Source organism: Saccharopolyspora sp. SCSIO 74807, assembly GCF_037023755.1.
Lineage (GTDB): Bacteria > Actinomycetota > Actinomycetes > Mycobacteriales > Pseudonocardiaceae > Saccharopolyspora_C > Saccharopolyspora_C galaxeae.
In genome coordinates this window covers 1,195,174-1,220,488 of sequence record NZ_CP146100.1, presented here as the reverse complement: position 1 = coordinate 1,220,488, position 25,315 = coordinate 1,195,174, and the positions used below count along the sequence as shown (strand labels likewise).

The 25,315-nt window shown below is 71.6% G+C and carries 26 protein-coding genes; 14 read left to right on the top strand and 12 right to left on the bottom strand.

Annotated features, from left to right (window positions below):
• Positions 1 to 86 precede the first annotated feature (86 nt).
• Both moaC and V1457_RS05395 read left to right on the top strand, forming a co-directional pair.
• Positions 87 to 566 (top strand): cyclic pyranopterin monophosphate synthase MoaC, encoded by a 480-nt coding sequence (gene moaC / locus V1457_RS05400; RefSeq protein ID WP_338600986.1) that lies wholly within the window; start codon positions 87 to 89, stop codon positions 564 to 566.
• Positions 567 to 859: 293 nt separating this feature from the next.
• Positions 860 to 1,807, top strand: a complete 948-nt coding sequence (locus V1457_RS05395; protein ID WP_338600983.1) for a molybdenum cofactor biosynthesis protein MoaE — start codon at positions 860 to 862, stop codon at positions 1,805 to 1,807.
• Positions 1,808 to 1,952: 145 nt separating this feature from the next.
• Here V1457_RS05395 and V1457_RS05390 read toward each other — a convergent pair whose 3' ends face one another.
• From V1457_RS05390 to moaA, 3 genes are all read right to left on the bottom strand, one after another.
• Entirely contained in the window at positions 1,953 to 2,594 is a 642-nt protein-coding gene (locus V1457_RS05390) for a transglycosylase family protein (protein WP_200068382.1), read from the bottom strand.
• 787 nt (positions 2,595 to 3,381) lie between these two features.
• The gene (locus V1457_RS05385; RefSeq protein ID WP_295140989.1) at positions 3,382 to 3,687 is read right to left on the bottom strand and encodes a MoaD/ThiS family protein; all 306 of its coding nucleotides are present in this window, start codon (positions 3,685 to 3,687) and stop codon (positions 3,382 to 3,384) included.
• A 6-nt stretch (positions 3,688 to 3,693) separates the two neighbouring features.
• Positions 3,694 to 4,752: a GTP 3',8-cyclase MoaA gene (moaA, locus tag V1457_RS05380; RefSeq protein ID WP_407074749.1), complete on the bottom strand. Its 1,059-nt coding sequence runs from the start codon at positions 4,750 to 4,752 to the stop codon at positions 3,694 to 3,696.
• 161 nt (positions 4,753 to 4,913) lie between these two features.
• On the opposite strand from moaA, the gene V1457_RS05375 reads away from it, so the two are divergent.
• From V1457_RS05375 to V1457_RS05355, 5 genes are read left to right on the top strand one after another with little or no spacing between them, the layout of a single operon-like run.
• Positions 4,914 to 5,312 (top strand): TOBE domain-containing protein, encoded by a 399-nt coding sequence (locus V1457_RS05375; protein ID WP_338600977.1) that lies wholly within the window; start codon positions 4,914 to 4,916, stop codon positions 5,310 to 5,312.
• 2 nt (positions 5,313 to 5,314) lie between these two features.
• A complete protein-coding gene (gene modA / locus V1457_RS05370; protein ID WP_338600974.1) occupies positions 5,315 to 6,088 on the top strand; it encodes a molybdate ABC transporter substrate-binding protein in 774 nt (257 codons plus the stop codon).
• 29 nt (positions 6,089 to 6,117) lie between these two features.
• Entirely contained in the window at positions 6,118 to 6,888 is a 771-nt protein-coding gene (locus tag V1457_RS05365) for an ABC transporter permease (RefSeq protein WP_338600971.1), read from the top strand.
• Complete coding sequence (locus V1457_RS05360) at positions 6,885 to 7,982, top strand: sulfate/molybdate ABC transporter ATP-binding protein (protein WP_200068386.1); 1,098 nt, start codon at positions 6,885 to 6,887, stop codon at positions 7,980 to 7,982. Before V1457_RS05365 ends, V1457_RS05360 begins: the two co-directional genes overlap by 4 nt.
• A 26-nt stretch (positions 7,983 to 8,008) precedes the next feature.
• The gene (locus V1457_RS05355; RefSeq protein WP_200068703.1) at positions 8,009 to 8,773 is read left to right on the top strand and encodes an HAD-IIA family hydrolase; all 765 of its coding nucleotides are present in this window, start codon (positions 8,009 to 8,011) and stop codon (positions 8,771 to 8,773) included.
• Positions 8,774 to 8,878: 105 nt separating this feature from the next.
• Here V1457_RS05355 and V1457_RS05350 read toward each other — a convergent pair whose 3' ends face one another.
• Complete coding sequence (locus V1457_RS05350) at positions 8,879 to 9,277, bottom strand: YccF domain-containing protein (protein WP_200068387.1); 399 nt, start codon at positions 9,275 to 9,277, stop codon at positions 8,879 to 8,881.
• Between the two features lie 92 nt (positions 9,278 to 9,369).
• Positions 9,370 to 10,143, bottom strand: coding sequence for a PhzF family phenazine biosynthesis protein (locus tag V1457_RS05345; protein ID WP_200068388.1), 774 nt, complete (start codon positions 10,141 to 10,143; stop codon positions 9,370 to 9,372).
• 211 nt (positions 10,144 to 10,354) lie between these two features.
• Between V1457_RS05345 and V1457_RS05340 the strand changes: the two genes are divergently transcribed.
• Positions 10,355 to 12,004: an AMP-binding protein gene (locus V1457_RS05340; protein WP_338600963.1), complete on the top strand. Its 1,650-nt coding sequence runs from the start codon at positions 10,355 to 10,357 to the stop codon at positions 12,002 to 12,004.
• 54 nt (positions 12,005 to 12,058) lie between these two features.
• On the opposite strand, the gene V1457_RS05335 is transcribed toward V1457_RS05340, so the two are convergent.
• A complete protein-coding gene (locus V1457_RS05335) occupies positions 12,059 to 13,021 on the bottom strand; it encodes a R2-like ligand-binding oxidase (RefSeq protein WP_200068390.1) in 963 nt (320 codons plus the stop codon).
• A 131-nt stretch (positions 13,022 to 13,152) separates the two neighbouring features.
• On the opposite strand from V1457_RS05335, the gene V1457_RS05330 reads away from it, so the two are divergent.
• Positions 13,153 to 13,755, top strand: a complete 603-nt coding sequence (locus tag V1457_RS05330; RefSeq protein WP_200068391.1) for an HAD family hydrolase — start codon at positions 13,153 to 13,155, stop codon at positions 13,753 to 13,755.
• Between the two features lie 3 nt (positions 13,756 to 13,758).
• Here the strand turns inward: V1457_RS05330 and V1457_RS05325 are convergent, their stop codons facing one another.
• Positions 13,759 to 13,962, bottom strand: coding sequence for a hypothetical protein (locus V1457_RS05325; protein ID WP_200068392.1), 204 nt, complete (start codon positions 13,960 to 13,962; stop codon positions 13,759 to 13,761).
• A gap of 293 nt (positions 13,963 to 14,255) precedes the next feature.
• Here V1457_RS05325 and V1457_RS05320 point away from each other — a divergent pair, with 293 nt between their 5' ends.
• Complete coding sequence (locus tag V1457_RS05320) at positions 14,256 to 14,648, top strand: cold-shock protein (protein WP_200068704.1); 393 nt, start codon at positions 14,256 to 14,258, stop codon at positions 14,646 to 14,648.
• A gap of 229 nt (positions 14,649 to 14,877) precedes the next feature.
• On the opposite strand, the gene V1457_RS05315 is transcribed toward V1457_RS05320, so the two are convergent.
• On the bottom strand, positions 14,878 to 15,774 hold the full coding sequence (locus V1457_RS05315) for a type II CAAX endopeptidase family protein (RefSeq protein ID WP_338600957.1): 897 nt from the start codon (positions 15,772 to 15,774) through the stop codon (positions 14,878 to 14,880).
• A gap of 62 nt (positions 15,775 to 15,836) precedes the next feature.
• Here V1457_RS05315 and V1457_RS05310 point away from each other — a divergent pair, with 62 nt between their 5' ends.
• The gene (locus V1457_RS05310; protein WP_200068394.1) at positions 15,837 to 16,529 is read left to right on the top strand and encodes a TetR/AcrR family transcriptional regulator; all 693 of its coding nucleotides are present in this window, start codon (positions 15,837 to 15,839) and stop codon (positions 16,527 to 16,529) included.
• A 293-nt stretch (positions 16,530 to 16,822) separates the two neighbouring features.
• On the opposite strand, the gene V1457_RS05305 is transcribed toward V1457_RS05310, so the two are convergent.
• The 3 genes from V1457_RS05305 to V1457_RS05295 form a co-directional block, all read right to left on the bottom strand.
• A complete protein-coding gene (locus tag V1457_RS05305; protein WP_200068395.1) occupies positions 16,823 to 17,326 on the bottom strand; it encodes a DUF2771 family protein in 504 nt (167 codons plus the stop codon).
• Between the two features lie 9 nt (positions 17,327 to 17,335).
• Positions 17,336 to 18,730 (bottom strand): MFS transporter, encoded by a 1,395-nt coding sequence (locus tag V1457_RS05300; protein ID WP_407074748.1) that lies wholly within the window; start codon positions 18,728 to 18,730, stop codon positions 17,336 to 17,338.
• Positions 18,731 to 19,055: 325 nt separating this feature from the next.
• Entirely contained in the window at positions 19,056 to 19,862 is an 807-nt protein-coding gene (locus V1457_RS05295) for a glutaminyl-peptide cyclotransferase (protein WP_374220909.1), read from the bottom strand.
• Here V1457_RS05295 and V1457_RS05290 point away from each other — a divergent pair.
• The 3 genes from V1457_RS05290 to V1457_RS05280 all read left to right on the top strand — a co-directional run bounded on the left by V1457_RS05290 (position 19,758) and on the right by V1457_RS05280 (position 24,972).
• Positions 19,758 to 20,867, top strand: coding sequence for a DUF3027 domain-containing protein (locus tag V1457_RS05290; protein ID WP_338600943.1), 1,110 nt, complete (start codon positions 19,758 to 19,760; stop codon positions 20,865 to 20,867). The genes V1457_RS05295 and V1457_RS05290 overlap by 105 nt on opposite strands.
• Positions 20,864 to 23,842 carry a sacsin N-terminal ATP-binding-like domain-containing protein gene (locus tag V1457_RS05285; protein ID WP_338600940.1) on the top strand — a complete coding sequence of 993 codons (2,979 nt, stop codon included), beginning with the start codon at positions 20,864 to 20,866 and terminating at the stop codon, positions 23,840 to 23,842. The genes V1457_RS05290 and V1457_RS05285 overlap by 4 nt, the downstream gene beginning before the upstream one ends.
• Before the next feature lie 128 nt (positions 23,843 to 23,970).
• A complete protein-coding gene (locus V1457_RS05280; RefSeq protein ID WP_338604824.1) occupies positions 23,971 to 24,972 on the top strand; it encodes an IS481 family transposase in 1,002 nt (333 codons plus the stop codon).
• Here the strand turns inward: V1457_RS05280 and V1457_RS05275 are convergent.
• The gene (locus V1457_RS05275) at positions 24,969 to 25,274 is read right to left on the bottom strand and encodes a DUF2530 domain-containing protein (protein WP_307849870.1); all 306 of its coding nucleotides are present in this window, start codon (positions 25,272 to 25,274) and stop codon (positions 24,969 to 24,971) included. The genes V1457_RS05280 and V1457_RS05275 overlap by 4 nt on opposite strands.
• Positions 25,275 to 25,315: the final 41 nt, after the last annotated feature.

Genomic DNA, 25,315 nt, shown 5'->3' with positions numbered 1-25,315 from the left:
GAGCAAGTGATGTGCGGGCGTGTCGGCCATTGCCGCGGCATCCCGGCAGCCGTCGCTCGTTCGGCGCCGCGCTCTAAGGTGCGGGCATGGGGCACAACGAACTCACGCACACCGACGAGTCGGGCGCGGCACGCATGGTCGACGTCTCGGAGAAGCAGGCGAGTGCGCGCACCGCCGTGGCCACCGGCGTCGTGCGCACCACCGAGGAAGTCGTCGCGCTGGTGCACAGCAATGGCCTGCCGAAGGGCGACGCGCTGGCCACCGCCCGCATCGCGGGGATCATGGCCGCCAAGCGCACCCCGGACCTCGTGCCGCTGTGCCATCCCATCGCCTTGTCCGGCGTCGAGGTCCAGCTCGAGCCCGCCGACGCGGAAGTGCGGATCACCGCGACCGTGCGCACCACCGACCGCACCGGTGTGGAGATGGAAGCGCTGACCGCCGTGACCGGCGCGGGCCTGGCGCTGCACGACATGATCAAGGCGGTGGATCCCGCGGCGGTCTTGGACGGCGTGTGCGTGCAGCGCAAGGAAGGCGGCAAGACCGGGACCTGGACCCGCGAGGGCTGACGCGCCCCGGCAACCGGGCCGCACGATCGGAAACCGGGCCGCACGACCGGGATTCGGCGGCGGGACGGAAATCGGGCCGCGCCGCGCGATCGGGCTTCGGACGCACGACGGAACCTCCGCCACGACGGAACCCGGGGCTCCACGACGGATCGCGGCGCCGCCGCCCGCGGCCGGTGGCGAAGACTTCGCCGTCGAGATGGACACCGGGAATCAGCACGGCTCGCGAACCGCACCGCCGCCGCGCTCGTAGGCTGGAACCACCGCCGACCTCCCCGTCGCAAGGAGACCCGCAGATGCCTGCCCGCACCGCCCGCGTCGTGGCCGCCTCGAACCGCGCCGCCGCCGGGGTGTACGAGGACCGCACCGGCCCGGTGATCGTCGAATGGCTGCGCGCCCGCGGCTACGAGGTGCCCGAGCCGCTGGTAGTGCCGGACGGCGAGCCGGTCGGCAACGCGCTGCGCGGCGCGGTCGCCGACGAGGTCGCGGTGGTGCTCACGACCGGCGGCACCGGTATCAACCCGAACGACCGCACTCCCGAGGTCACCGCGGAGGTGCTGGACCACCCGGTCCCGGGCCTGGCGGACGCGATCCGCGCGGCGGGGCTTCCGCAGGTGCCGACCGCGGTGCTCTCCCGCGGCCTGGCCGGGGTGAGCGGGCGGACCTTGATCGTGAACCTGCCGGGCTCGCGCGGCGGAGTCGCGGACGGGCTCGGCGTGCTCGACGGGGTGCTCGAGCACGCGGTGGACCAGCTGCACGGCGGCGATCACGTCCAGGCGCCGGAAGCGCACGCACATCACCACGAGCCGGAGATCGTGCCCACCGATGTGCTGCAGGCCGAGGTGACCGCGGAGCCGCTGCGCGTCGAAGACCTGGCCGCACGGGTCGAGCACCGAGCCGCAGGTGCGGTCGTGACGTTCAGCGGTGTGGTGCGCGATCACGACGGCGGCCGCGGCGTCACCGAACTCGAATACGTCGGCCACCCCTCTGCCAACGACGTGATCCGCGAGGTCGCCGACGAACTGGCCGCGGGCCGCGCGGGCGTTCGCGCGCTGGCAGTGGCGCACCGCGTCGGCAGGCTCGGCATCGGGGACGTCGCGCTGGCCTGCGCGGTCTCCGCAGACCACCGCAAGGAGGCGTTCGAGGTGTGCGCCGAACTGGTCGACGAGGTCAAGCGCCGGCTGCCGATCTGGAAGCGCCAGGTGTTCCACGACGGCGCCGAGGAATGGGTCAACTGCCCCTGATTCTTTTCAGTTGGTGCGGGAACGAAACGGGACCCTGCCGCTGGGGGATGGCGGCAGGGTCCCGAGTGGAGGGGCCTGCCGGTCCGCACGGGGGAGCGGAGCCGGCCGACCTGCTCCGGATCGCCGGGCCGGGCCCGGCGGGTGATCACTTGATGTCGAGCTGCTGACCCGGGAAGATCATGTTCGGGTCCTGCAGCACGTTGCCGTTGCGCTCGAAGATGTCCTGGTAGTTCACGCCGTACTGCTTGGCGATCTTGCCCAGGGTGTCCCCGGTCTGCACGGTGTAGTCCGAGCCGCCGGACTTCACCGCGGACTTCTTGCTGCTCTTCGAGGAGCTGCTCTCGGACTTCTTGCTGCTCTTCGAGGAGCTGTCGTCCGAGGAGCTGCTGGCCTTGCTGGAGCTGCCACTGGTGCTGCCGCTGGTCCAGCTGGTCTTGGAAGTGCAGCCCGGCCAGGCGCCGGGGCCCTGCGCCTGCAGGACCTTCTCGGCCACCTGGATCTGCTCTTCGCGGCTGGCGTCCTTGGCGTTCGAGGCGTACTGCGAACCGCCGTAGGCCTTCCAGGTCGACGGAGTGAACTGCAGACCACCGGAGAACCCGTTGCCGGTGTTGGCGCTCCAGTTCCCGCTGCTCTCGCACTGCGCGAGCTTGTCCCAGTCGGCCGCGTTGGCGGGCGCTGCGATCGCGATCGGGGCTGCGACCACGGCGCCTGCGACGGCGATCCGGGCGGCGTTGCGGGTGACGCTGGAGGTCGAAGGTTTCCGGTGCTTACCTGCGTTGCGAGCCATGTCCCTCTCCTGCCGCGCCTGCGAGTTGAGCCATGTCGGGTTCGGGCTGCTGGCAGCCCGTCCCGGCTCGGGGAGCATCCGCACTCGTGGGCGTTCGGGGCGCCCGTGGTGCTTTCCCGCCCCTGTCCGGTGTGTTCGGTTTCGGGGGTTGGAAGCCCGCCGGACAGGGTTCGGCGCTGCGGACTTCCGGGTCCTTGCTGATCGGTTCGGGGCCGACCGGGGAGCGACACTACGTAACTGTTGGACGAAGCGGAAATCAGAGTTCACGTGACGGTCGTCACAGTAACGAGCGTTCGGGGCCTGTCGATCCCGATCATTTTCGCTGATCAGGGGGCCGTTATCGTCCCGTTTCCGGCCCGATATCGATCACCGTCAGTGAGGCGTGGCTCACCCCTTTAGCGGGCGGGAAACCTGCCCGTCGACGACTCGCAACCTTCCCCGGGCGCCTCGATCACGGTCCTGGCGCGCGTGGATCCGGCTCGCGACGCGATCACGCAGTGATCAACCTAGATTACGCAAAGTAGCAGCGGTTGCTCGGTGGTGTGATCAAATCAGGGAAGATCGGCGAGCTCCATCAAGTCGCAGCACGGGTCGGCCGAGAGCCGTCCGGAGCCGACGCGGAGAGGCGCAGCGGGGCCGCTCGATCGCACACCGCAACATCACTCGTTAGAGCGTGTCAGACACGCGGGGCCATGTTGTATTCGCGCACACGCGCCTGCGCGGGCGGATAAATAAGGAGTAGCCGCGAACCCTGGAGTAGCCGCGAACGCCGCGGCGGGGCGGCGGTTCAGCCACCCGCGAACGGCGGCAGCACGTCCAGCTCATCGCCCTCGGCGACCTCGGCCCCGCGGTCCCGCACCGCGACGCCGTTGAGCAGGAAGCTGCACGCGGCGACCACCTGGGCCAGCCGCCTGCCGTGCGAGCTCAGCACGGCATCCACCACGTCAGAAGCCAGCACCGCGTCGTTCGGGAGAGCGGGCGCCACTTGCACCGTCTCTTCGGCCACACCGGCGGCCTCCCGCGCGCCCGCGAAGTAGCGCACGCGCACCGCCACCGCTCGGCGTTCGGGCTGCTCCGTGGATCGCGTGGTCATCAGCGCTCAACCCCCGATCGCGCTCATCGGCCGGGACGGCTGGGCGAAACCGGAGGAGTCCATCCCGTGCCCGGCCGCCTTCGCCCACATCGTGTCCCGCCACAGCCGGGCCAGTTCCGCGTCGTCCGCGCCGGACCGCAGCGGCCCGCGCAGGTCGGTTTCCGTGGTGGAGAAAAGGCAGGACCGCAATTGCCCGTCCGCGGTGAGCCGGGTGCGGTCGCAGGCCGCGCAGAACGGCCGGGTCACCGAGCCGATCACGCCGACCGTGCCGGGCCCGCCGTCGACCAGCCAGCGCTCGGCGGGTGCCGAGCCGCGCTCGGCCGCGTGCGGGGTCAGGCTGAATTCGGCGGCGAGCTGCTCCAGGATCTCGTCCGCGGTGACCATCTGCGCGCGGTCCCAGCCGTGCTGCGGGTCCAGCGGCATCTGCTCGATGAACCGCAGTTGGTAGCCCTGCTCCAGGCAGAACCGCAGCAGGTCGCCCGCTTCGTCGTCGTTCTGCCCGCGCAGCAGCACCGCGTTGACCTTGACCGGTTCCAGCCCGGTGGACTTGGCCGCGGCCAGCCCGGCGAGCACGTCGTCGAAGCGGTCCCGGCGGGTCAGCTCGCGGAAGGTGTCCGGGCGCAGCGTGTCCAGCGAGACGTTGACCCGGTCCAGGCCCGCATCGACCAGCGCGTCGGCGTAGCGGCCGAGGTTGATTCCGTTGGTGGTCAGCGAGGTCTTCGGGTTCCCGGGAAGTGCGCTGGTGGCGGCGATGACGTCGACGAGGTCCTGCCGAAGCAGCGGTTCCCCGCCAGTGAACCGCACGTTGGTGATGCCCAGTTCGCGCACCGCGAGCGAGATCACCCGGATCATCTCGTCGGTGTCGAGCATTTCCTGGCGCTTCATCCAGGGCAGGCCTTCGGCGGGCATGCAGTAGGTGCAGCGCAGGTTGCACTTGTCGATCAGCGACACCCGCAGGTCGGTGGCCACCCGCCCGAAGCGGTCGATCAGCGCCGGGGTGTCCGGGCGCGCCGAGGTGTCGGTCTCGGCGCGCACCGCCGGGATTCCCAGGTCCACTGCGTTCACAGTTCGACCCTAACCCCGCACGCAGCGGTATTTCGAGCTTCTGCCGATCATGCTTGCACCGGCGGTGAACTGCGCAGACATCCGCGGGAGCGGAGCGATTCCGCGGTTGCGTGGGAAATGGCACTGTTTCAGCCGCAACTGCGGAAGTATTCTGCCCGACTGTGCCGCACTACCGGATATCGGAGGCCGCCGGCCTGCTCGGGGTCAGCGATGACACCGTCCGCCGCTGGATCGACGCGCGCCAGCTGGCCGCGCAGCGGGACGACGCGGGCAGGCTCGTCGTGGACGGCGCGGAACTCGCCGGGTTCGCGCGTGCGCAGGCCCGAGCCGTGCCGGATCCCTCGGGCGTGGGCCGCTCGGCGCGCAACCGGCTCGTCGGGCTGGTCACCGAGATCGTCTCGGACCGGGTGATGTCCCAGGTGGAGCTGCAGTGCGGCCCGCACCGGGTGGTGTCGCTGATGAGCACCGAAGCCGTGCAGGAGCTGGGGCTGCAACCGGGAGTGCTGGCGGTGGCGGTGGTCAAGTCGACCACCGTCGTGGTGGAGACACCGGGAGGCTGATCGTGGGCAAGGGCAAGATCGTCGGCAGGGGCGTCGCCGGGCTGGCCGGATTGGCGCTGCTGGCGGGGTGTTCGGCGGCGGGGCAGGAGCAGCCGCAGGGCGAGCGGACGGTGACGGTGCTCGCGGCGGCTTCGCTGACCGAGTCGTTCGACCAGCTCGGGCAGCGGTTCAGCGCCGAGAACCCCGGGGTGCGCGTGCAGTTCGACTACGCCGGTTCGTCCACGTTGGCCGAACAGCTCGAGCAGGGGCGGCAGGCCGACCTGTTCGCCTCCGCGGACACCAAGAACATGACCAAGGCGACCAGCGCCGGAGTCGCCGCGGGCGAGCCGCAGACCTTCGCCACGAACAAGCTGACCATCGCGGTGCCGAAGGGGAACCCGGGCAACATCCGTTCGCTGGCCGACCTGAACGCGCCCGGCCGGGACGTGGTGCAGTGCGCGCCGCAGGTCCCGTGCGGGGCGGCGGCGCAGACCGCGGAGCGGGCCGCCGGCGTGCAGGTGCGCGCGGCCAGCGAGGAGAACGACGTGAAGTCGGTGCTGCGCAAGGTCACCGCGGGTGAGGCGGACGCCGGGCTGGTGTACGTCTCGGACGCGAAGGCCGCGGCCGGGCAGGTCGACTCGGTCGAGTTCCCCGCGGCCGACACGGCGATCAACGACTACCCGATCGTGCCGGTCAAGGGCGCCGCGGAACCGGAGTTGGCCGCCAGGTTCCTGGAGTTCGTGCGCGGCCCGGCCGGTGCGGAAGTGCTCGGGCAGCACGGGTTCGGGACTCCTTGAGGGCACGACGTCCGTTGCGGGCTGTGGCCGTGCCGGGAGTCCTGTGGCTGCCCGCGGTGCTCGCGCTGGCCCTGATCGTCCTGCCCGTGCTCGGGCTGCTGACCCGCGTCGACGCGGCCCGGTTGCCCGCGCTGCTGAGCAGTCCGGCCGCGCTGGACGCGTTGAACCTGTCGGTGCGCACCTCGTTCGTCGCGACCGCGTTGTCGCTGGTGCTGGGCGGGCCGCTCGCGGTCGTGCTGGCGCGCGCCCGGCTGCGCGGGCTGCGGGTGCTGCGTGCCGTGGTGCTGCTGCCGCTGGTGCTGCCGCCGGTCGTGGGCGGGCTGGCGCTGCTGTACCTGCTCGGGCGGACCGGTCCGGTCGGCGGCCTGATCGACCTGGCGGGGCTGCGGTTGCCCTACACCACGGCCGCCGTGGTGCTGGCGCAGACGTTCGTGGCGATGCCGTTCCTGGTGGTCGGGCTGGAAGGCGCGCTGCGCTCGGCCGATGCCCGGTACGAGCAGGTCGCGGCCACGCTCGGCGCCGGACCGTGGCTGACCTTCCGGCGGGTCACGGTGCCGCTGCTGCTGCCCGCGCTGGGCTCCAGCGTGGTGCTCACGTTCGCCCGCGCGCTGGGCGAGTTCGGCGCGACGATCACGTTCGCGGGCAGCCTGCAGGGCACCACCCGAACCCTGCCGCTGGCCATCTACACCACCGCGCAGTCCGATGTGGACGCCGCGGTGGCGATGTCGCTGCTGCTGGTGGTGCTGGCGCTGCTGGTGATCGGCCTGGCGGGCACGAAAGCCGTGGAGGGACGCGGGTGAGCGGGCTGCACGCCGAGATCGAGTTCCACCGCGCCGAGTTCGCGCTGCACGCGGAACTGGACGTGCCGCCGGGCGAGGTGCTCGCGGTGCTCGGACCGAACGGGGCGGGCAAGTCGACGCTGCTGTCGGTGCTGTCCGGGCTGCTCGATCCGGACCGCGGGCGGGTGCAGCTGCAGCAGCAGGTGTGGTGCGACGCCGAGCGCCAGATCCACGTGCCCACGCACCGCCGGGGCGTCGGGCTGCTCGCGCAGAACGCGCTGCTGTTCCCGAACCTGACCGCGCTGGAGAACGTCGCGTTCGGACCGCGTGCCGCGGGCGACCGCAAGGCGGCCGCCCGGCAGACCGCGCGGCACTGGCTGGCCGAGGTGGACGCCGCCGAGCTCGCCGACCGCAAACCCGCCCAGCTCTCCGGCGGCCAGGCCCAGCGGGTCGCGCTCGCCCGCGCGCTGGCGGCCGCGCCCGAGCTGCTGCTGCTCGACGAGCCGCTCGCCGCCCTGGACGTGGACGCGGCACCGGCGATCCGCGGCCTGCTGCACCGCGTGCTGCGCGCGCAGCAGCAGCCGACCGTGCTGGTCACGCACGACGTGCTGGACGCGGTGGTGCTCGCCGACCGGGTCGCGGTGCTGGTGGACGGGCGGATCATCGAGCAGGGCCCGACGCGCGACGTGCTCGCCCGGCCGCGGGCGTCGTTCACCGCCCGCATCGCCGGGTTGAACCTGCTCACCGGGCCGGGTGCGGACGGCGGGCTCACCTTCGACGAGATCGCGGTGACCGGTCGGGAGGCCGAGGCGGTCGCTGCGGGGGAGTCCGCGGCGGCGGTGTTCGCTCCGGCGGCCGTGGCGGTGCACCGCGAACGCCCGCACGCCAGCCCGCGCAACGCCGTGCCGGTGCGCCTCACCGGCCTCGAACCGCGCGGGGACGTGGTGCGGCTGCGCGCCGAAACCCGCACCGCAGGGCGGGTGGCGCTGGCCGCCGACGTGACTCCGGCGGCCGTTGCCGATCTGGGGCTCGCGCTCGAAGACCAGGTTTTCTTCGTGGTCAAGGCCACCGAAGTAGCCATCCACCCCCTTTCCGATGGATCATCGGTCCCGTGACTGAGGTAGCGCCCTGGACGTACTTGATGGACATGGACGGCGTGCTCGTGCACGAGGAGCACATGGTGCCCGGAGCGGACCGGTTCCTAGCCGAGCTGCGCGAGCAGGGACTGCCGTTCCTGGTGTTCACGAACAACTCGATCTACACCCCGCGGGACTTGCGGGCGCGGCTGCTGCGCAGCGGGCTGGACGTGCCGGAATCGGCGATCTGGACCTCCGCGCTGGCCACCGCGCAGTTCCTGGAGCAGCAGCGGCCCGGCGGTTCCGCGTTCGTCGTCGGTGAATCGGGGCTGACCACGGCCCTGCACAACATCGGCTACGTGCTCACCGACCGGGACCCCGACTACGTGATCCTCGGGGAGACCCGCACCTACAGCTTCGAAGCGATCACCAAGGCGATCCGGCTGGTCGAGGGCGGTTCGCGGTTCATCGCGACGAACCCGGACGAGAAGGGGCCGAGCCGGGAGGGCACGCTGCCCGCGACCGGTGCGGTGGCCGCGCTGATCGAGCGGGTGACCGGGCGCGGGCCGTACTACGTCGGCAAGCCGAACCCGCTGATGATGCGCTCGGCGCTGCGGGCGTTGGGCGCGCACTCCGAGAACACGCTGATGATCGGCGACCGGATGGACACCGACGTGCGCTCCGGTCTGGAGTCGGGCTTGCAGACGATCCTGGTGCTGTCGGGCATCTCCGGCGAAAGCACCGCGGAGCTGTTCCCGTACCGCCCGACGAAGGTGATCGGCTCGGTCGCCGACCTGGTCGGGAACACCAGCAACCCGTTCGCCATCTGAGCCCGGCCGCGGCCGATTCGCCGGTGGTGGACCCGTCCACCGGCCTATCGGTCCGGAGTGGGGGCCCGTTCGCGAACAGGTCCCTCACTCCTGGTGCGACCGGGGTCAGCGGCCCGGGAGGGCGCGCGGGTCGTCGGAGTCGACGATCTGCTTGCCCATCGGCAGCAGCGAAACCGGGATGAGCTTGAAGTGCCCGACGCCCAGCGGGATGCCGATGATCGTGACGCACAGCGCGACGCCGGTGAGCAAGTGCCCGAGCGCGAGCCACCAACCGGCCAGCACCAGCCAGAGCACGTTGCCGAGCCCGGACATCGCGCCCGCGCCCGGTTCGTCCACGAGCCTGCGGCCGAACGGCAGCAACGCGTAGTTGGCCATCCGGACCGACGCGATGGCGAACGGGATCCCGATGATCGTGATGCACAGGATCAGCCCGGCGAGCAGGTAGCCGAGCGACATCCAGAGCCCGCCGAAGATCAACCAGACCACGTTCAGCAACAAGCGCATGATCACCATCGTGTCAGGCGTGCTGCGGCCGGGCTTCCGGCGGTGACCCCGAGTCGTCCCGGAGGGCGACCCCGAGGCACCGGGCCGGGGAGTCAGACCCGGAGGTCGCCTTCCAGCACGGTGACCGCCCGCCCGCGCAGCGCCACCCGGTCGCCGCGTGGCGTCGCCCGCACGAACCCGCCGCGCGGCGACGCCTGCTCGCCCACCAGCTCGCCGTCGCGTCCCAGCTCGGCTGCCCAGTAGGGCGCCAGCAGGCAGTGCGCCGAGCCGGTCACGGGATCTTCCGGGATGCCCGCGCCGGGCGCGAAGAAGCGGCTGACGAAGTCCACCCCCGGTCGATCACCGGGCGCGGTGACCACGACGGCGCGGAACGGCAGCTGCGCCACCGCGGCCAGGTCAGGCGCGACGTCCCGCACCTCACCGGCGGTCGCCAACCGCACGAGCAGGTCGGAGCGGCTCGGCGCGGTCTCGGTGACCGTGACGCCGGGGAGCGCGGCGATCAGCCCATCGGGCGGCTCGGCCCGGTCGGCCGGGTTCGCGGGGAAGTCCATCCCGATCCAGCCGCCACCCTCGTCGGTGCAGGTCAGCTCCCCGCTGCGGGTGCTGAACCGCTGGGTCCCGCCGAGCACGTGGGCACTGGCGAGCGTCGCGTGCCCGCACAGGTCGACCTCGGTGGCGGGGGTGAACCAGCGCAGCGGTTTCGGTTCGGTGCCGTCGAGCACGACGAACGCGGTCTCGGCGTGCTTCATCTCCGCGGCGACGGACTGCATCCAGGCGTCCGGAGCGGGTGCGTCCAGCAGCACCACGCCTGCCGGATTGCCGCTGAACGGTGTCTCGGTGAAGGAATCCACAACAGCTATGCGCACGCGGGTGAGCGTAGGACGCCGGTCCCGCCGCGGTCGCGATCATTTTCCGCCGCCATCGCAGCGACTCCGCCCCGTGCAGCAGCCGGACCCGGCGCTGAATCGGTCCCGCGCGGACGCCGCAGTCCACCGAGGACACTCCGGCCCTCGATTTTTTGCGGGACAGACGTAATCATGAGTGCCTTGCGTCACGCCCAGCGTTGGGGAGGTCACTGTGGACACCGCCGGACATGCCGCGATCAGCTACGACTCCGGGATTTCGGACGTCCCGCTGCTCGGCGAGACGATCGGCGCGAACCTGGACCGGATCGCCGCCCGCTTCCCGGACCGCGATGCGCTGGTCGAGTACGAGCGGGGCCGCCGCTGGACGTACCGGGAACTCGTCACCGACGTGGACACGCTGGCCATCGGCCTGCTGGAGGCCGGCATCGGCAAGGGCGACCGGGTCGGCATCTGGTCGCCGAACCGCGCGGAGTGGACGCTGACCCAGTACGCCACCGCCAAGATCGGGGCGATCCTGGTCAACATCAACCCCGCGTACCGGCTGCACGAGCTGGAGTTCGTGCTCGACCAGGCCGGGATCCGGATGCTGGTGTCCGCGCAGCGGTTCAAAAGCTTCGACTACGCAGCGATGATCACCGAGGCCCGCCCGAAGTGCCCGGCGCTCGAACAGGTCGTGCTGTTCGGCGACGCCACCTGGGACGGGCTGTTCGAGCGCGGGCGGGCAGCCGACCCGGGCGGACTCGCCGCCGCGCAGGCCGGGCTCAGCGCGGACGACCCGATCAACATCCAGTACACCTCCGGGACCACCGGGTTCCCGAAGGGCGCGACGCTGTCGCACCACAACATCCTGAACAACGGCTACTTCGTCGGTGAGCTGTGCGGCTACACCGAGGCCGACCGGGTCGCGATCGTGCCGCCGTTCTACCACTGCTTCGGGATGGTGATGGGCAACCTGGCCTGCACCAGCCACGGCTCGGCGATGATCATTCCGGCGGAGGGCTTCGATCCCGGCACCACCCTGTCCGCGGTCGCCGCGGAGCGCTGCACCTCGCTGTACGGGGTGCCGACGATGTTCATCGCCGAGCTGGACCACCCGGACTTCGCGAGCTTCGATCTCGGTTCGCTGCGCACCGGGATCATGGCAGGCTCGCCCTGCCCCGCGGAGGTGATGAAGCAGGTCATCGAGCGGATGGGGATGGCGGAGGTGGCCATCTGCTACGGCATGACCGAAACCAGCCCGGTCAGCGTCCAGACCCGCGCGGACGACTCGCTGGACCGCCGGGTCTCCACCGTCGGCCGCGTCGGCCCGCACCTCGAGGTCAAGATCGTCGACCCGGTCACCGGGCTGACCGTGCCGCGCGGCGAGCCGGGCGAGCTGTGCACCCGCGGCTACTCGGTGATGCTCGGCTACTGGGAGCAGCCCGACAAGACCGCCGAAGTGATCGACCGGGCGCGCTGGATGCACACCGGCGATCTGGCCGTGATGGACGAGGCCGGATACGTCAGCATCACCGGGCGGATCAAGGACATGGTCATCCGCGGCGGCGAGAACGTGTACCCGCGGGAGATCGAGGAATTCCTCTACACCCACCCGGACATCCTGGACGCGCAGGTCATCGGCGTTCCGGACCAGCGGTACGGGGAAGAGCTGATGGTGTGGGTGCGGCTGCGCGACGGCGCGGCGGAGCTGACCGCCGAGGCGCTGCGGGAGTTCTGCAGCGGCAAGCTCGCGCACTACAAGATCCCGCGCTACGTGCACGTCGTGGACGACTTCCCGATGACCGTCACCGGCAAGGTCCGCAAGGTCGAGATGCGCGAGCAGGCCAAGACCCTGCTGGACCTGCCCGCGCCGGCCGAGTGAACGGACCGCTCGTCCCAATGGGCCGGGCGATCCGTTCGGTCCGCGGGAAACCGCTCAGGTGGCGGCGAGTTCGGCGGCGTCCTCGGCGCCGAACTGCTCCTCCAGCTGCTCCGGCGAGGCGTCCACGTCGATCTTCGCCAGCGACACCCCGCGGGCCGAGGAGATCGCCCCGAGCCGCCGACCGGCGCGGTCCGATGCGTAGGCGCTGAGCTCCTCGGTCTTGAGCTCGAACGGCCGCACCTCCGGCGCGTCCGCGGGCTGCCACTCGATCAGCGTCATCGCGTGCGGCAGCAGCTCCTGCATCATCTCCTCGACGGCGTCCCAGTTGCGCTCGTCGGCGGCGACGTGCCTGCGGCAGGTGAAGGTGCCCCACGCCATGTGCCTGCGCTCGTCGTCGCCGATGTGCCCGATCAGCTGCTGCATCCCGGGGAACAGCCCGCGGCTGCGGCAGATCTTGTTCCAGGCGTAGTAGCCGGTCAGCGCCAGCGAGCCCTCCACGACGTGGTTGTAGGTGACCGAGGCGCGGATCTGGTTGCGCGGGCTCGGGTCGGCGTCGAGCGTGTGCAGCACGCTCGGCAGCACCTCGTAGAAGATCGTGCGGTAGCCGGGGTTGTCCTCGACGTACTCGTTGAGGTTCTCGGTCAGGCCCACGGCGTCCATCCACAGCCGGAACGCCTGGGTGTGCTTGGCTTCCTCGTACATGAACTGGGTCAGGTACATCTCGTCGCCGAACCGGCCTTCGGCGGCCATCGCGGAAAGGAACGGCTGCAGGTCCTGCGTGACGGCTTCCTCGCCCGCGATGAACTCGGCGCACAGCCCGGCGACGCTGCGCCGCTCCTCGTCGGTGAGCCCGGCCATGTCCCGCGCGTCCTGCTCGAAGTCCAGCTCGGCGGGGTTCCAGAACTTCGCGTTGCCCTTGGTGAACAGCCGCAGCGGCAGCGAATCCCAATTCAGGCCGCCCGGCCGCAGGGAGTGGAAGTCGTCGCGGTGCTTGCTGTCGTTCGTGGTGGTCGTCATCGGCCTGCTCCAGCTCGCACGGGGAAATGTGTGAGTCACATTACAGGGGCGATTTTCGGTACTAAACGGTTTCGCGTCAAGCTCGATCGGTTCCGCGCCGAGCCGGTCGCTCGCTTGCGTAGCCTGCGTTCGTGACCACCGTCGGCTTCGACCTCGACCTGACCCTGATCGACCCGCGACCCGGCATGATCGACGTGTTCGACCGGCTCCGCGCGGAGTTCGGCGTAGCGCTGGACGGCGAGCACTTCGCCGCGAACCTCGGCCCGCCGCTGCCGGACGTGCTGCGCGGCTACGGCTTCGACGAGCCGCTGGTGCAGCGGCTGGTGCACCGGTTCCGGGAGCTGTATCCGGACCTCGTCGTCCCCGCGACCCGCGCGATGCCCGGCGCGGACGAAGCGCTGCGGGCCGTGCGCGCACGCGGCGGGCGCACGCTGGTGATCACCGGGAAGTACGAGCCGAACGCGGCGTTGCACCTGAAAGCGCTGGACTGGTCCGTCGACCGGCTCGCAGGCGAGGTCTTCGCCGCGGCCAAGGGCGAGGCGCTGCTCGCGGAGCGGGCCGGGATCTACGTCGGCGACCACCTCGGCGACATCGTCGGCGCGAAAACCGCCGGAGCCGTCGCGGTCGGCGTCGCCACCGGCCCATACGACGCGGCGGCCCTGGCCGAAGCGGGCGCGGACGTCGTGCTCGGCGACCTCACCGAATTCCCGCGGGTGCTGGCCGAAGCCGCGTAGGGGTCAACGCCGGGCGCGCAGCACCGCGCCGAGGACGCCGACGATCAACCCGGCCGGAGCCAGCAGCGTCGCCAGGTTCAGCCACAGCGGCAGGTCCGTGCGGCCGGTCGCGTAGAGCCCGAACACCACCAGCACCGCCAGTACGCCCAGCGCGAACAAACCCACCGCGACGGGAAGAACGACCGGCCGGGACGTCGAAGCACTCATGCCGCCAGCGTATGCCGCCGCACCCGGCGACCTGCCGGTGACCGCAAGGTGAAAGACCCGGAGCCGTCTTGTTTCGGACAGGTACCCTTAAACTGGCGCGTCCCGGGCACGCCTTGCTGTTGCACCAGCATCTCCACGGCGAAACCGGGGCGCGTTCGTCGTGCCGGGGCCGGTACCGCCCGCGGTTGGAACCCGGGCGACGTGCAGTGACGAGCAGACAGACCCGCTCGCTTCCGGCCCGCCCGGTTCGCGGAGGAGTGCGGGCCGGGCAGCGACAGGGAACGGTGAGGACAGTGCCGACCGGCAGGGTCAAGTGGTTCGACGCGGACAAGGGCTTCGGCTTCGTGACCCAGGACGGCGGGGAGGACGTCTACGTCCGTTCTTCGGCGCTGCCGGAGGGTGTCGAGACCTTGAAGTCCGGTCAGCGGGTGGACTTCGACATGGCGCAGGGGCGCCGTGGCCCGCAGGCACTGCGGGTGCAGCTGCTGGACCCGCCGCCGTCGGTGGTCGAGGCGCGCCGCCGCCCCGCGGACGAACTGCACGGCATGGTCGACGACATGATCAAGCTGCTGGAGTCGAAGGTACTGCCGGACCTGCGCCGCGGCCGCTACCCGGACCGCAAGGAAGCCAAGCAGATCGGCAAGGTCGTGCGCGCCGTCGCTCGTGAACTGGACCCGGGCGCTTAGTGCTGCAACGGCACGCATAGCGGGTTTCTCGCGCGAGGTCACCGAGCGCTCAACCTTCGACGGCTGAACGTGAGCGCAAGCAGGCCCACCCGGGACGTTCGGCCGGGTGGGCCTGCTGGTTCTCGTGGACTGGCGGTGCCGGCTCCGGAATCGCGGCGTGGGTTCCGCCGTCGTGGGATGCGGCTGCCGTGGTCGGCCGGTGCGGGCTCGGTTGCCGGGACCTGCCGGATCAGGACTCCTGCTGCGCGGAAACCTTCCGGCGGGGCATTCCCAGCCGTCCCTTGGTGACGGCCAGCATGATCAGGCACAGGACGGTCATCGCGATCACCGCGTCGCCCATGCCTTCCGAGCCGAATGCCGCGACCTTGAGTCCGGAGGCGGTGTTGACGCCGGCGTGGGCGATGACCACGGTGAGCAGGCCGCCCCGCGAGAAGTTGTAGATGTTGCCGAAGGCGACGCAGAAGGTGACCACGAGCAGGACGTAGATCGGCATGGACGTGCCGGCCTGCGAGGTTGCCTGGATCTCCCACAGCGGGGCGTGCCACACGGCCCAGATGATGCCGAGCACGACGTTCGAGGCGAACGGCGGGAGCGCGGACTGCAGCCGGGGGAGGGCGAAACCGCGCCAGCCGAGTTCCTCGTTGCCACCGCCGGCCAGTGCGATGAACAGGAAGGTCGCGGGCGCGCTCAGCAGCGCGGCGTGCAATGCGGCTTCGTTGATCTGCTCGCCGCGGAGCAGCAGCGGGATCAGCCCGGACGCCGCGATGAACACGCCCGGAGCCAGCGCGAGCAGGTAGGGCAGGAACCAGCGTCGTCGGCGTGGCGAGTACCGCCGGAACAGGGCGCCCACTCCGGCCTTGCCCTGCGTCGCGGCGGTGACGGCCACTGACGCGAGCGCTGGGCCGAAGCTGCCGGTGAGGACGAAGACCATCGGGTTCACGCCGGAGATCAGGGTGCTCGCGTACCAGAGGCTCCAGGAGAAGCCGAACGCGATCAGGAAGAACGCGGCGAGTCCGCGGGGCGGGAGGGTCCTCGTGCGGGCCAGGTCGACGGTGTCCGCGGGGAGCTGTTGCGCGTGCTTGTCGGTGTCGGCGGGGAGCTGTTGCGTGTGCTCGTTGGTGATCATGTGGAGAAACATACACTGTAGGTCGATTCTCCTACAACGTATGTCTCGGTTACCCTTGTTCCATGTCCGAAACACCCTCTGACCAGCAATGGGACAGCGTCTTCCACCGGCCGCAACGGCAGCGCCGCTCGGAATCAACCCTCAGTCGTGACCGAATAGTTACCGCCAGCGTCGCGCTGCTCGACCGGGACGGGGCGAGCGCGTTGACCATGCGGAAGGTCGCGGCGGAATTGGGCGTGCACGCGACGAGCCTGTACTGGTACGTGCAGCGCCGGGAAGATCTCATCGACCTGGCGGTGGACCACGTGCTTTCGGAGGCCGCGGGGAACCTCCCCGGCGACGACGTGCCATGGGACGTCGTCGTCTTCCGGGTCGCCAAGCAGTACTACGCCTCGTTCGCCGACCATCCCTGGGTCGCCGGGTTCGCGGGGACGCGACCGCTGATCGGGCCGAACGCGATGGCGCTGTCCAACCGGATCGTCACCGCGTTGCGCGAGTCCGGGGGCGTCGAGAAGGACCAGATGATCGCCGCCACCGCGATCTCGCAGCAGGTCCTCGGTGCGGCCACGACCGCCGTCGTCCTGCGCGGGTTGAAGCTGGGGAATTCGGCCGAAGCCGCGGACGAACTCGCCGCCGCGGTGGGCACACCGGAGACGCTCGGCATCTGGATCCCGCCGTTCGACGACGTGCTGGAGCTGCTGGTCGACGCCATCCGGGCCAGGCTCGGTGCCGCGAGTCCGGAGAAGAACGCTTGACGCGCGCCGCTGACCATCGATCAACCTCAGCGCCCGAGCACGTCACCCGCCGAGCGCGTGTGGTCGTGCTGGACGGCGCCGACACCAAGCAGCCCCACGGCCACTACCGAAGACGCGGCCGGAAGGGTCCTGACGTTTTCAAGAAGTGATGTGCGCAGGTGGTGGGCCGGAACTTCAGGCGCTCGGCCCCCACCCGGTGCGACGGCCCTTCCCGATGCAGCGAGCCGCCGGGCGTAGTCCGGTCGAGTCGATGCCGGGAAACGGGCGGATTCCGCCCTGATATCGGCAAGTGCTCAAGCCGTGGGCGGCGCCGGCGCACCGCGCGTGTCGAGGACCCACGTGCCGGAGATGCCGAAGTCCACGCCGCCCTCTGCCGCGGCGCTGAGCACCGCCGAGTACTGCTGCACCTCCACGTGCTCCAGCCGCGCCGCGTCCGGCGGCAGCCGCAACGTGTAGGAGTGCCGCTCGTCCGGCCCGAACACCGGTGCGCGCCCGCCGACCTCTTGGCCCTTGTCGTCGCGGTAGATGTAGACGACCTGCCACGGCGTCGCGGACACGTCGCCCGGCACCGAGATCTGCAACGGGGCGCCCTCCGGCACGCGCAGTTCACCGACCGGGTCCGGCGCGGGCGGGGAGCAGCCTTCGCCGGTCGGTTCGCAGTAGCGGGCGGGCGCGACCTCGACGGACTCGCCGTGCGAGTAGAAGGTGACCTGCGGGTCGGCGGGCGCCGAGCAGCCCGCGAGCGCGGCGGCCACCACCGGGCTCGCGGTGAGCAGCGCCTTCAGTCCTCGTTGCACGCCGCGAGCTTACGACCCGGCCACGTGGCCGGCGGGGCCCGGTTCCTGCGATCTCGGCAACAGTCCCGCGCCGCGGCCGGCGAGCACGGTCTGCGCCAGGAGCAGACCAAGCAACGCTGCGAGCACCGTGAACCCGATCCACCACACCGCGGGCAGCAGCACGCCGAGCGCGCCGCCGAAGACCCAGCTCAGCTGCAGCACCGTTTCGGAACGGCCGAACGCCGAAGCCCTCGCCCGCTCGACGACGTCCCGCTGCACCACCGCATCCAGGCACACCTTGGCCAGCGCGCTCGCGGTGGCTCCGACGAGCGCGGCCAGCACGGCCATCGGCAGCCCGGCGAGCACGGCCGCGACCACCGCCACCGCGAACGCGGCGCCGAGGCAGCTCACGATCAACCGGTCCGGCTTGCCGAACCGCATCCGGGAACCGGCGGCATTGCCTGCGAAGCCGCCGAGCCCGGCGGCGCCGCCGACCGCGCCGAGCAGCACCAGCTGCAAGAACGGGTCCTGCCGAGTGCCTTCCTTGATCACGAAGGCGGCGAACAAGGTGAGGAAGCCGGTCAGCAACCGGATGCCGCCGTTGCCCCACAGCGCGACGACCACGTGCCGCCCGAGCGGAGCCCGCCGCCGGTTACCGGCAGGTACTTCGCCGCGCGAGCTCTCCACCCGGTCCGAGATCCGCAGACCTGCGAAGATCCCGGCGACGGCCAGCGCGGCCATGAACCACAACGCCCCCTGCGAGCCCAGCAGCCAGGCGACTCCCGAGGCGATCGCGCCGACCACTCCGCCGGCGGCCATGCCGAAGGTCGTCAGCCGCGAATTCGCCGTGGTCAGGCTGATCGCGTCCGGCAGCACGCGCGGCGTCATGGCGGCCTTGAGCACGCCGAACGACTTCGACAGCACCATGCAGCCCAGTGCGGCCGGATACAGCGCCCAGCCGTCGAAGTTCAGCGCCATCACCGCCGCGAGCAGCACCCGCACGCCGAACGAGACGGCCAGCGCGGTGCGGCGGCCGTGCCGCAGCCGGTCCAGCGCGGGGCCGATGACGGGCGCGATCACCGCGAACGGAGCCATCGTGATCAGCAGGTACAGCGCCACCTTGTCCTTGCTCTCCGCGGTCGCGGCGGAGAAGAACAGGGTGTTCGCCAGCGCCACGGCCATCGCGGCGTCCACTGCGTAGTTGACCATCACCGCGTAGGTGAACCTGGCCAGGCCGGACTCGGCGGCGCCGTCCGCGTGCGCGGCGGAGAAGAACAGGCGCATCAGCCGCCGCGTCAGCTGGCGGCCGCGCCAGGCCGCCACCCGCGTGACGGTGATCTTCCGGGGCGGTGCGTCCGCCCCGGCGGACTCGTCGCGATCCTGCTGGTCCGCAGCGCCGGGATGGTCGTCCGGCAGCGGGGGCAACGTCCGCGAGTGCGGCTCGGCGCGGTACTCCGGGTCCTCCTGCCAGGGATAACGACGCTCCGTGCGCCCGGCCCGATCCGCTGTGCGCGACTGCTGCTCGGCGGACGAAGCTCGATCCTCCGGGCGCGAGGGCGGAGCCTGATCGCCTGCCCGTGAAACCCGTTGCCCGGCGGATGCCCGTCCGTCAGCGGAGACCCGGCCGCGCCTGCCGCGCCGCCCGGCACCCCACCCCGGTCGACCGCTCGCCGAGCCCTGTTGATCACCGCGCCTGAACCCCACGACTTCATCGTCCCCCAAACCGCCGCGCACAGCGCCGACCCGCGTGTCACTCCGGGACGAACCGGACGCGGTAGACGTGCGGCCAGAGCTTGCCGGTCAGCAGGAACTCGTCGGTGCCGGGCACCGCCGCGATCCCGTTGAGCACGTCGGTGCCCGCGCGCTCCGGGCCCCGCAACAGCCCCGAAGCGTCCACAACCGCGGTGACCTGCCCGGATGCCGGGTCGATGCGCAGGATCTCGTCGCTGCCCCAGACGTTCGCGAACACCTGCCCGCCGACGCACTCCAGCTCGTTGAGCTCGTCGACCGGCTCCCCGCCGGAGCGCACGGTGACCGAGCCGAGCTCGGCGAAGCTCGCCGGGTCGCGGAAGGTCAGCTGCGAGCCGCCGTCGCTCATCACCAGCCGCGAACCGTCCGCGCACAGCCCCCAGCCCTCGCCGGAATACCGCACCCGCCGCAGCTCGCGCAGGCTCTGCCGGTCCCGCTCCAGCGCGACCCCTTCCTGCCAGGTGATCTGCCAGATACGGTCACCGGCGACGGTGATGCCTTCGCCGAAGAGCGCCGACGGGAGTCGTTCTTCCCGGAGCACGCGCCCGGTGTCCGGGTCCAACGCCCGCAGCGCCGACCGCCCGTGCTGCCCGGTGCCCTCGTAGAGGGTGCCATCGGACAGTTCCAGGCCCTGGGTGAACGAGGAGCGGTCGTGCGGGAGCACGCGAGTCACCATCGCTCGCAGGTGTGGCACGCTCGCCGCGTGCCCCAAGCCTTGATCGGACTGCTCGCGCTCGTGCTGGCCCTCGTGCTGCGCTGGTACGTGCGCCGTGCACGCGCCAACGCCCGCCAGCAACGTCAAGATCACACCGGCCAGGTTGCCGCGCAGCGCAGCGCGGCGGGGGAGAACTCCGGTTCGCACCCCGAAAGCCTGACACGGGCAGCGGGCACCCCGAGCGCGTACGGCACAATCGAGCATGTGACGCCTATGCCTGCTCCGACCACTGACCCGGATCCGCTCGGATTCCGCGGGGAGCCGAGCGGCGAGCCAGCGGCGGACCGGCTCGATCCGGCCCCGCTCGACCCGGCCCCGCTCGACCCGGCGCTGGCCGCGGCCGTGGACACCGCCCGCGCCGCCGCCGAAGAAGAGGCGGCACCGGCGACCGGCCCGATCGGTTCGCCGGTGCTGACGGTGGATGATGCCGAGGACGCGCCGGTCGGCGCGCACGTCGGCGTGGAGCCGGAGGGCGACGGCGTCGCCACGCACTACTTCGAGTCGAACTACCCGGGTTACGTGGGCTGGCGCTGGGCCGTGACGGTCGCGCTCGCCGCCCCGGACGAGCCGGTCACGGTCAGCGAGGTCGTGCTGCTGCCCGGCCAGGACGCGCTGACCGCTCCGGCATGGGTGCCGTGGCACGACCGGGTCCGGCCCGGCGATCTGGGCGCCGGTGACCTGATGCCCAGCTCCCCGGAAGATCCGCGGCTGGCGCCGGGCTACCTCTCCGGCGGGGACCAGGCGGTGCAGGACCTCGCGCACGAGGTGGGCCTCGGGCGCACGCGGGTGCTCAGCGACGAGGGCAGGCTCGCCGCCGCGGAGCGCTGGCTCGCAGGCGATTTCGGTCCCGGCAGCGAGACCGCGAAGATGGCGCCCGGCGCATGCGGGACCTGCGGGTTCTTCCTGTCGCTGGCCGGACCGCTGCAGGCCGCGTTCGGCGTGTGCGGCAACGAGATCGCGCCCGCCGACGGCCGCGTGGTGCACGTGGAGTTCGGCTGCGGTGCGCATTCCGAGGCCGAGGTGGACACCTCATCGACGGTGCCGGTGGCCGAGGTCGTCTACGACGACACCACGCTGGACTTCGAGTCGCGCGGGTGAACGGTCCCGACGTGTTCGGCACGGCCGCGCTGCGGCGGGCCGTGCTCGGGTCCTGGGAGTCTTCCCCGACGAGGTTCCGCGAGGACGCCAACGCCGAGGAAGACCTCCGGCTCGGTGGTTACCGCGACCGGCTGCTGGTGGAGCTGGCGCAGAACGCGGCGGACGCGGCCGGTTCCGACGGTGTGCTCTGGGTCCGGCTGGAGTCCGGTGAGCTGCGGATCGCGAACACCGGAGCTGCGCTGAGCGCTGCAGGTGTGGAGGCGCTGGCTTCGCTGCGTGCCTCGGCCAAGCGCGACGGCGCGACGGTCGGCCGGTTCGGCGTGGGGTTCGCCGCCGTGCTGGCGATCACCGACGAGCCCCGCGTGGCGTCGGTTTCCGGATCGATCGGCTTCTCCGCGCAGCGCACCAGGCAGGAGGCGGCGCAGCTGCCCGGACCGGCCGAGGAGCTCGAAGCCCGGGAGGGCTCGGTCCCGGTGCTGCGGCTGGTGTGGCCGACGCAGGAGCAGCCGCCGGAGGGGTTCGACACCGAGGTCCGGCTGCCACTCCGGTCCGATGTGGACGGTGATGCGCTGCTGGCCGGGTTCGCCGAGCACGCCTCGGACCTGCTGCTTGCGCTGCCCGCGCTGCGCGAGGTGCGGGTCGGCGCGCAGTCCTGGCGCCGCGCGGACGAGGGCGCTTCGCGGGTGGTCGTGCGCAGCCCGCACAGCATCGACCGCTGGTTGCTGCACCGCGTTTCCGGACGGCTGGGGGAGTCCGCGCTGGAAGGTCTCGGCGCGGAAGCCCGGCGCGGCGCGGACTGGTGGGCCTGCTGGGCGGTGCCGCTGGACCCCGACGACGTGCCGAACCCGCTGGCCGAGGACGTGCTGCACGCCCCGACGCCCACCGAGGAGCGGCTGTCGCTGCCCGCCCGGCTGCTGGCAGGCGTGCCGCTGGAGGCCGACCGGCGCCGTGCCGCGGCAGCGCACGCGACGGACTCGGTGCTGACGTTCGCCGCGGAGAGCTATCCGGACCTGGTGCTGAAGATCGCCGCGCAGCACCGCCCCGCACTGGTGCCGCTGCCCGGCTTCCCGCTGTCCGATGTGGACGACAAGCTGCGGCAGGGCGTGCTGGACCGGTTGCGGGTGACCGAATGGCTGCCCGGCGGGGCCGGTGGCGCGGTGGCTCCGCACGGGGCCGTGGTGCTGGACTACTACTCGCCGGAACTGGTGCGGCTGCTCTCCGACGTCGTGCCCGGCCTGCTCGCCTCCGAGCTCTCCGATGCTTCGCAGCGCCGCGCGCTGAGCACGCTGGAGGTGCCGCGGCTGGGTGCGGCCGACGTCGTGGAGGCGGTTCGCGGGCTGGAACGCCCCGCCTCCTGGTGGTACCGGCTCTACGAAGCGCTCGCTCCGATACAGCGCACCGACCTCAATGCGCGGGAGGAGTTCGCGGCGCTGCCGGTCCCGCTGGCCGACGGCCGCACCGTCACCGGCGTCCGGGACGTGCTGCTCAGCGAAGGCGACTCGGACACCGGCCCCGCCGCCGTGCTGTCCACTCTGGACATAACGGGGCTGCGCATCGCGCATCCGGACGCGGCCCACCCGCTGCTGGAGCAGCTCGGCGCGCACCGGGCCGGGCCTGCGGAATTGCTCAGCTCCGCCCCGCTGGCCGAGGCGGTGCGCGGCAGCGTCGCCGAAGCCCAGGCGGGCGCGGACGTGCTGCCGCTGACCGAATCGGTGCTCGGGCTGGTGCGCGATTCGCATCCGCACGACTGGCTGGCCGCGCTGGCGCTGCCGGACCGCGACGGCGACTTCCGCCGCGCCGACGAACTCCTGCTGCCCGATGCCGCGCTGCTCGACGTGCTGGATCCCGACGAGATCGGGCCGGACGCGCCGCTGTCGGTGCTGGATTCGGCGTTCGCCGGGCGCTGGCCGCGCGAGCTGCTGCGTTCGGTCGGGGTGCTGGACGGCTTCGCGCTGCACGTGGAAGAGGACCCGGTGGAACCCGACGAGCGGTTCGCCGACAGCGCGCAGTGGTGGCGCGAGCAGGAAGTGGCCTCGGCAGGCGCGTGGCCGCCCGCCCGGTTCACCACGGTCCGGGACCTCGACCTGGTCGCCGACGACGCTTGGCCAGCGGCGATCCGGATGCTGTCCGGCTCCGCCGACGTGCAGCGCATCCTGCAGGACCCGCACAGCCATCCGACGTGGTGGCTGTCCCGGTTCGCGCTGCTCGGCGGCGCGCCGCCGCGGCACTGGCGGCTGCCGGAATCCGAAGAACTCGCCGGGATCTACGACCCGGTTCCCGGCGTGGGCCTGGACTCCCGCCAGTTGCGGCTGGCCGGGGTGCGCGGCGAACTCCGCATCGACGACCCGGGCGACGCGGCCGATCTGGTGGCACGTCTGGGAGATCCCGAGCGCACCATCCGCGCGGGCACCGCGCTGCGCGCGCACCGGGAACTGGCGAACGCGCTCGCGGACGGAGTGCTCGAGGCCGGTTTCACCGAGCCGCCGGAATCCGTGCGGTCGATCTCCGGTGCCGTGGTCAGCGCCGAGCGAGCGGTGGTGCTGGACGAGCCGTGGATGCTCGGCGTGCTGGAGGCGCCGCTGGTCGTCGCGGGCGGCGGAACCGACCAGTTCGACGCCGAAGCGCTCGCCGAACTGCTGGACCTCCCGCTGGCCTCCGAGGAGAGCACCATGCAGGTGCTCGGCGAAGGCCGCGTGCAGCCGTGGCGGGAAGTCGGCCGGGTGCCGACCGCCTGCGAACTCCTCGGCATCGTGGTGCCCGCCGGCTCGGTCGCGCTGCACGACGGCCTGCGGGTGAGCACGCGCGCGGGCGAGCAGCGGGTGCACTGGTGGGTCGACTCCGCAGGAGCCGTGCACGCCGAACGCGCTCCCGACGGGCTCTCCCGCGCCTTGGCCTGGGCCGCGGGGGCCTGGCAAAGCCGGTTCGCCCTCGCCGCGCTGCTGGCGGATCCGGAAGGCGTCACGTTGCTGCGGTGAGGCGGGCTGCTAGCTGTTGCGGGTCGTGACGTTGGTGTCGGCTGGCGGGGTCTGAGGAGGGGGACGGGTCTTTCGGCGGCAGGATGAGAAGTGCGACCAACTCGTCCGCCGGACAGAAAGACCCGTCCATGCATCACCGTAATGCCCCACTGTCTGTCGAGGGCCGCCGTCGGCTCGTGCAGCGGTGCCAGACCCGCCCGATCGCCCACGTCGCCGCCGAGATGGGCCTCTCCCGCCAATGCGCCAGCAAGTGGGTCAACCGCTGGCGCCGCCACGGCGAGGCAGGGCTGCTCGATCGCCCGAGCGTTCCGCACCACCAGCCCACCGCCACACCTGCCGAGGCCATCACCCGGATCGAGCAGCTGCGCCGGCAGCGGAAGTATTCAGCGCGCCGGATCGCCACCGAACTTTCCGCCGAGGGTGTGATGATCTCGGTGCGGACCGTTGGTCGGCAGCTGCTGCATCTCGGGCTGAACCGGCGCAGGTTCCTCGACCCCACCGGCGCCGGCAACCGCCAGCCGCGGCGGATCCTCGCTCGCTGGCCAGGGCACATGGTCCACCTGGACGTGAAAAAGACCGGCGAGATCCCCGACGGTGGTGGCTGGCGCGTCCACGGCAAAGGCAGCGACCAGGACAAACGGGTTGCCTGCGGCAAGACCCGCGGCGAGCGGGCCCGCTACATCTACCTGCACTCCGCGATCGACGGCTACTCCCGCCTGGCCTACACCGAAGCTCTCCCCGATGAGAAGGCTCGGACCGCGATCGGATTCGTCCACCGCGCCCGCGCGTTCTTCGCCCGTCACGGCATCGCCCACATTCATCGCCTGGTCACCGACAACGGCGCCTGCTACCGCGCGAAGGACTTCGCCGTCGTCCTGCGCGGAGCCCGCCACCAGCGGATCACGCCCTACACCCCACGCCACAACGGGAAAGTCGAACGCTACAACCGAATCCTGGCCGAAGAATTCCTCTACGCCCGCGTCTGGACCAGCGAACACCACCGCACCGCGGCTCTGGCGGTCTGGAACGTGCACTACAACTACCATCGGCCACACACTGCCGCCGGAGATCAGCCACCAGCATCCCGGCTCTCCACCGGCGTCACCAACGTCATGGCCTCATACAGCTAGCCGTCGAGTCCGGCGAGTCCCTTCCACGCGCCGCGGGAGCCGCGGCGGGACGCGGAGCGCTGCCAGCGGAACACTCCGTAACCGATGACTCCCAGCACGAACCCGGCGGTGCAGGTCCAGAACTGCACGCTCTGCGGTGCGACCACGGCGAACAGCACCGCAGCGGCCAGCCACAGCAGCGTCCCGGCCAGCACCACGGGCGTCGGCTCGGCCAGCCTGCGTGGCAGCGCGGGCACGGTGTGTGCACGGGCTGGCGGTGTCGCCGCTGGTGAGGCGGGGGCGGATGCACTGTCGTCGGCCACGTCGGGCAGGCTACCCCGGTAGTCGGCAGCAGGGTGAGGGT

Bases quoted from the DNA above. Each gene is read 5' to 3' on its own strand.
- moaC (WP_338600986.1), top strand. From the start codon at position 87: ATGGGGCACAACGAACTCACGCACACCGACGAGTCGGGCGCGGCACGC.
- V1457_RS05395 (WP_338600983.1), top strand. From the start codon at position 860: ATGCCTGCCCGCACCGCCCGCGTCGTGGCCGCCTCGAACCGCGCCGCC.
- V1457_RS05390 (WP_200068382.1), bottom strand. From the start codon at position 2,594: ATGGCTCGCAACGCAGGTAAGCACCGGAAACCTTCGACCTCCAGCGTC.
- V1457_RS05385 (WP_295140989.1), bottom strand. From the start codon at position 3,687: ATGACCACGCGATCCACGGAGCAGCCCGAACGCCGAGCGGTGGCGGTG.
- V1457_RS05355 (WP_200068703.1), top strand. From the start codon at position 8,009: ATGGACATGGACGGCGTGCTCGTGCACGAGGAGCACATGGTGCCCGGA.
- V1457_RS05350 (WP_200068387.1), bottom strand. From the start codon at position 9,277: ATGCGCTTGTTGCTGAACGTGGTCTGGTTGATCTTCGGCGGGCTCTGG.
- V1457_RS05335 (WP_200068390.1), bottom strand. From the start codon at position 13,021: ATGACGACCACCACGAACGACAGCAAGCACCGCGACGACTTCCACTCC.
- V1457_RS05325 (WP_200068392.1), bottom strand. From the start codon at position 13,962: ATGAGTGCTTCGACGTCCCGGCCGGTCGTTCTTCCCGTCGCGGTGGGT.
- V1457_RS05315 (WP_338600957.1), bottom strand. From the start codon at position 15,774: ATGATCACCAACGAGCACACGCAACAGCTCCCCGCCGACACCGACAAG.
- V1457_RS05310 (WP_200068394.1), top strand. From the start codon at position 15,837: ATGTCCGAAACACCCTCTGACCAGCAATGGGACAGCGTCTTCCACCGG.
- V1457_RS05280 (WP_338604824.1), top strand. From the start codon at position 23,971: ATGCATCACCGTAATGCCCCACTGTCTGTCGAGGGCCGCCGTCGGCTC.